Source organism: Protofrankia sp. CiP1_Cm_nod4, assembly GCF_982290645.1.
The window spans coordinates 13,470-18,677 of record NZ_CEVIVC010000083.1; the positions used below are offsets into that span (position 1 = coordinate 13,470).

At 72.4% G+C, this 5,208-nt stretch carries 5 protein-coding genes; all 5 read right to left on the bottom strand.

Annotation, left to right across the window (positions count from 1 at the left end):
* On the bottom strand, positions 1-355 hold a 355-nt coding region (locus tag AC5LSR_RS15855), incomplete at its 3' end, for a DUF6912 family protein (protein WP_493468628.1).
* 91 nt (positions 356-446) lie between these two features.
* On the bottom strand, positions 447-1,493 hold the full coding sequence (locus AC5LSR_RS15860; protein ID WP_250287416.1) for a patatin-like phospholipase family protein: 1,047 nt from the start codon (positions 1,491-1,493) through the stop codon (positions 447-449).
* Positions 1,494-1,782: 289 nt separating this feature from the next.
* Positions 1,783-2,277 carry a transcriptional regulator gene (locus AC5LSR_RS15865; RefSeq protein ID WP_250287418.1) on the bottom strand — a complete coding sequence of 165 codons (495 nt, stop codon included), beginning with the start codon at positions 2,275-2,277 and terminating at the stop codon, positions 1,783-1,785.
* 731 nt (positions 2,278-3,008) lie between these two features.
* A complete protein-coding gene (locus tag AC5LSR_RS15870; RefSeq protein ID WP_493465266.1) occupies positions 3,009-4,325 on the bottom strand; it encodes a CpaE/TadZ family protein in 1,317 nt (438 codons plus the stop codon).
* Entirely contained in the window at positions 4,322-5,173 is an 852-nt protein-coding gene (locus AC5LSR_RS15875) for an SAF domain-containing protein (RefSeq protein ID WP_250290262.1), read from the bottom strand. The genes AC5LSR_RS15870 and AC5LSR_RS15875 overlap by 4 nt, the downstream gene beginning before the upstream one ends.
* Positions 5,174-5,208: the final 35 nt, after the last annotated feature.

Below are 5,208 nucleotides of genomic sequence, written 5' to 3' on the forward strand. Positions count from 1 at the left end.
CGGCGGCGACGGCGTCGACGGCGTCCACGTGGACGGCGGCGACGGCGGCCAGGGGCACCGGGCCGCCGATCTCGACGACGCCCCGGTCGAGGTCGTTGCGGATCCGCAGGCCGGAGTCGTCCACGTCCACTGCGAGGACCACCCGCCGGCGGGGCGCGCCCGGGTCGACGTCGAGCAGCCGCAGGCTGGCGCGGGCCGCGTCGAGCAGGAGCGCGTACTCCATCTCCTCGATGTCGGAGTGGGCATACCACTCCCGGACGGCGGGGGTGACCGCGAAGCCGAGCCCCGCCGGGACCGCCCGGTCCGCGAGGACACGCCGGGCGGCCGACAGCGTCGACGGCAGGTAGACACGCACGCTGCCAGTGTGCCGTGCGGCGCTCGACGGCCCGCACGCTGGGCACACGGAGCCAGCCGCCAGGACGGCCGACGCACGAGGGCCGGACGGGTCAGCCAGCGGCCGCCAGACGGCCGTCGGCGCCGGACGAGGCCGTGGGCACGGATGCCGTTGGTGAGGCCGTGGACGGCGTGCCCGTGGACGGCGTCCCGATGCCGGCCTCCGCCAGCGCCGCCGCGCTCGTCCGCAGCGAGGTCTGGAAAACCTCCTGCCGGCGGCTGAGATCCATGACGTTACCGCCGATGATCTCCAGATCCTCCGGCCCCGGGCAGATCACCGTGACCTTCGTCCCGGTGGCCCGCAGCAGTTCGGTCTCCCGGATCAGCACCCTGGTCGCCAGCCGCCGCATCTGGCGTTCGAGCCGGGCCAGCGCGCCCCGGGGCTGGTCGAAGCCTAACGAGCAGGCGGGCGCGAGCACCACGACCTCGTCGAGACCGGCGTCGACGAGCAGGTCCACCGATGTTGGCGACCGCGTCCCACCGTCCACATAGGGCTGCCCGTCGATAACGACGGGCGCGTACCATGACGGGATCGCGCACGACGCCATCACGGCCTCGGCGATCGACGCCCGGGGCGCGTCCGGCGAGCCGAACACGACCCGTGTCCCGGTGTCGTAGTCCATCGCGACGATCCACAACGGCGCGGGAGTCGGCCAGGTGGTCACGGTGGCGCCCACGGAGGACACCAGGTCGCCGACGGCGGCCAGCGTCCCGCGGCCCTGCGGGAGCAGGGAGACCAGGGCCACCAGCGGGGTCACCCGGCGTGGGTGCAGGGCCGAGGTGGCGAGCAGCCGACGCGAGCCGATGCGCATCCGCGGCCGCGGCGGGAGAGCCGAACCGAGGCGGGTGTAGTCGAGGACCGGATCGCCGAACAACGGCTCGCCGTATTCGGAGTTGACCATTGTTTCGACGCTCGTGCCAAGGCCGATCAGAGCCGCCAGCACCGCTCCGGCCGAGGTACCGACGGTCATGTCCATGTCGCGGACGTCGACGCCGGCCGCTTCCTCGTAGGCGCTCAGGGCACCGATCATCCACGCCGACCCGAGCACCCCCCCGGCGCCCAGTACCAGTCCGCGGCGGGGAACCCTGCTGCCAGCCATCAGCCACCTCCTGCTGCGCGTCACAACCTGCTGTGCGTCACAACCCCCCGGTACATGCCCCCGCCGCCAGCGACAGGGACCATGCCGGCGGCAGCGGTACACACCTCTGGCCCGCCGCGCACGTTCTCGTGGCTGGCCACCGCGCCTTCCCAGCATGCGGCACGCCAGGAACCAACGCTGCCCAGGAACCGACACCGTCCTGGAGCCGACCGGCACCGTCCCCAGGGGACGACCGGCACCGTCCAGGGCGGAGTCAGGGCGGAGTCAGGGCGGCCGGCGCGGCAACGCCCTACTCGGGAACCTCCTCCTCGCCGAAATTCGTCTCCAGCACGCCCCACCCCCGCAGCCGTTCGGAGAACTCCTGCGGAGTGGTGTCGTGCAGAAGGGCCAACGCCCTCAGGTCGCCGTCCCGGATGGAGAGGACCTGTCCGGCGTAGTCGTCCCGCTGGCGCTGTATCTGCGCCACCCACCGGCGCACCAGCGCGGACGAGTCCGGTGGCGCCTCAGCGAGTTTCTTCAGGTTGAGGACGGTGCGGTGCCGGTGCTCGCGAGGAGGTAGCGCCTCCTCCTCCGGCAGCAGCGCCGAGACCGGAACGCCGTAGAACGCGGCGAGTTCCGAGAGCTGGTGAACGCTGATCATCCGGTCGCCACGCTCGTAGGAGCCAACCGCCGCGGTCTTCCAGCGCCCGCGTGACTTCTGCTCCACACCTTGCAGGGACAACCCCTGCTGGATCCGTATGGCCCGGAGACGAGCTCCCACGGCCTTCGCGTACTCCCGACTCATCCGATACACCCCCCGTCCACCTCAACAGAGCACTTGGTGATCATTTATCGCTCCCACCACTGCCCCACCACTGCGGTGACGCAGGTGCTCACACTAACTGAACGTTACCCGAAAAGGATAGCTACATTTGATTAATGCAATTAGTCATCTGATCGTCACCATGGTTACTTCCCGTAAGATCTCTCCCCTCGCCAGAAGTGAAATCCACCCGAGCGGCACCGGCGCCACGCTGCGAACAGCATGATGATTGCTAACAGCTATCTTTTCTCTACGATCAGTCACTCAGACAGGCTGCCCCGGAACCGCAGTCCGTAACCGTTCCGCTGGCTGGTTAGAGGAAGATTTGCTTGTAAAAACGGCATTCCCGGCAGAGGAAGGTCGCCCGGATCGGTTACTCTTCGTATAAAATTAGCGGGACAAGTCATACTAGATCAAAAAGCGTCCGAAGCCGGGCGCGACCCGTCGGCCCGCGGCCCGCGCAGCCTCGTCCGTGCGGCCGGCCCCAGCCGCCCGCACGGCTCGTACGCACAGATCACTACAAATCGTCCTTATATGATCACATTCCGTGCACGATGCACGGCGTGCTGACAGGTGCCGGCCGTCCAGGCGCCGCCCGCGCGGTCGAACATCCGTCGGGCACGCTCCGGCGCGGCCCGCGCCCGCGGGCCGTCAGGGCAGCCGCTCCCCCCGCCCCCGGGCCGAAGCCCGGCGCGGCCCGCGCCCGCGAGCCGTCAACGGTGAACGGGCGAGCGCCGGCGGCGGCCCCGCACCGGACGCCCCGCCACCCGCGCGGCCAGCTCGCTGATCGCCAGCCTGGCCGGCGACGTCGGGGCCACATCCCGCAACAGCTGGCCGGCGGCCTGCGCGCTGTCCATCGCCGCGACGTCGAGCGGTATCGCGGCCACCGGCTCCATACCGACATGGCGCACCATCGCCCTGGCGACCTCCCGGCGGGCGTCCTTCCCGACCGCCGAGGCGCGCAGCCGGTTCACCACGACCCACGGATCCGCACCGGGCACGGCCTCGCGCAGGTCCGTCAGCCCACGCACGAAACGCACCAGCCCGACCGGCTCCGCGCTTGCCACGGCCAGGATGCTGTCGGCCGCGGCGAGCACCACCTGGGTCACGCCGTTGCGCCGCGGCGCGGACGTGTCGAACGACAGCTCCTCGTCCATCTCCAGGCAGAAACCGCAGTCGACGACGACGAAGCTCGCCAGCCGCCGCGCCAGCGCGAGCACGACCTCCACCGAGGCCGGACGCAGCTCCGGCCACCGCGACGGACGGGCGATACCCGGCAGGATGCGCAGCCCCCCACCCAGATCCCGGCACAGCAGCGCCAGCCGGGGGACGTCGAGAACCCCCTGGTTGGCCGCCCGGGCGGCGGCGGCCAGGCCGGGCGCCTCCTCCAGCAGCCCCACCAGCTGCCCGATCGCCCCGCCGTAGACGTCGGCGTCGACGAGCAGCGTCGGCATGCCCATGGCGGCGAGCTCCGCCGCCACCCCCAGGGCCACGGTGGTGCGGCCCGGGGCGCCGGTCGGGCCCCACACGGCGATCACCCGGCCGTCGCCGGGCTCGGCGAGAGCATCGGGCGGCGGCTGGTCGGCCACCGGCGTCAACGTCGCGAAACCGGGCGCCGGTCTGCTGTACGCGGCGGGCAGCAGGCCGGCGACATGATCGGTGCCGGTGAGCGCCCGGACCGCTTCCACCACCGCCGACGCCACGATCTCGGCCGTCGCGTCGGTCGTGATCACCGCCGCGACACCGAGCTGGCGCAGCCGGCGCTCGCCGTCCTCGTCCCCGGGGGTGATCAGGCCGACCGCCGCGACCCCGGCCACGGCCAGCCGGGTCAGCGCGTCCCGGTCCAGGCGGCGCAGGTCCGCCGAGAGCAGCGCGGCCCGCGCCGCGCCCGTCGTCGCCGCCGCGAGCAGATCGGGCAGGTCGACACACCGGCGGACCACCGTCACCCCGAGATCACGGCGGTCGAACGCCGTGACAAGCCCGGACTCGACGACCGAGTTGGTCACCGCGGTCAGGATCGGCAGGCTCATTGCCCGAACCCCGGCACAGCGCTCGGACCCGGCCCGCCGACCTCACCCCGGGAACCGCGCTCAAGCTTGACGACGTCCACCCGTTCACTCTGGGACGCCGCCACCACGTTGATGGCGAGCTCCACCGGCACCCGCAGCGTCAGCGCGTACGAGCCCGCCGCCAGCGTCGTCCGCGCGACGAACTCGACATCGTGCAGCACCAGCACCTCCGTGCCGGCGCTGCCGGTCTGCACCACCGGCACCTGGCCGGCGGCCTGCGCCGCGCCCGCGCCCGCCGTGCCCGGTGTGCCAGCGCCGGTGCCCGCGCCGGTGGCGGCGCCGGTGGCGGCACCGGCACCCGCCGGGCCCGACCGTTGTAGGACGAAGACGTCCACGTGATCGCCCGGGGTGAGCGCGGGGGCTCTGCCGTCCTTGACGACGATCGAGACCAGCCGAGTCGGGCGTACGTCGTCACGCACGAAGTCAGCGCCGCTGAGCAGCTCCCCGGCGGACACCGGACGGGCGAGCATCGTCCCCACCAGCTCCGACCGGCGCCCACCCGGGAAGTAACGGCTCGCGGTCGCCGAGCGCAGGTAGGCCGAGGCCGTGGTGAGATCGGCGGCGGCCACGACATGCCCGGCCGGGAGGTCCGCGGCCGCCACCACCCAGTCCTGGCTGCCATCGGCGGTCGCGAACAGGCGGGCGCCCACCACGACCGACACCAGTACCAGCAGGACGCCCACCAGCAGACGGGAGTCCCGCCAGCGCGGCGGGGTGAGCCGGCGGGCCGGCGGCGACGGTGCTGTCGGCGGTGACGGTGGGGCAGCCGGCTTCTCCGAGACCGCGACAGCGGGGGTGAGGTCGGTCACCGGCGGACCTCCTGTAGCTTGTGTCCCTCCTGGCC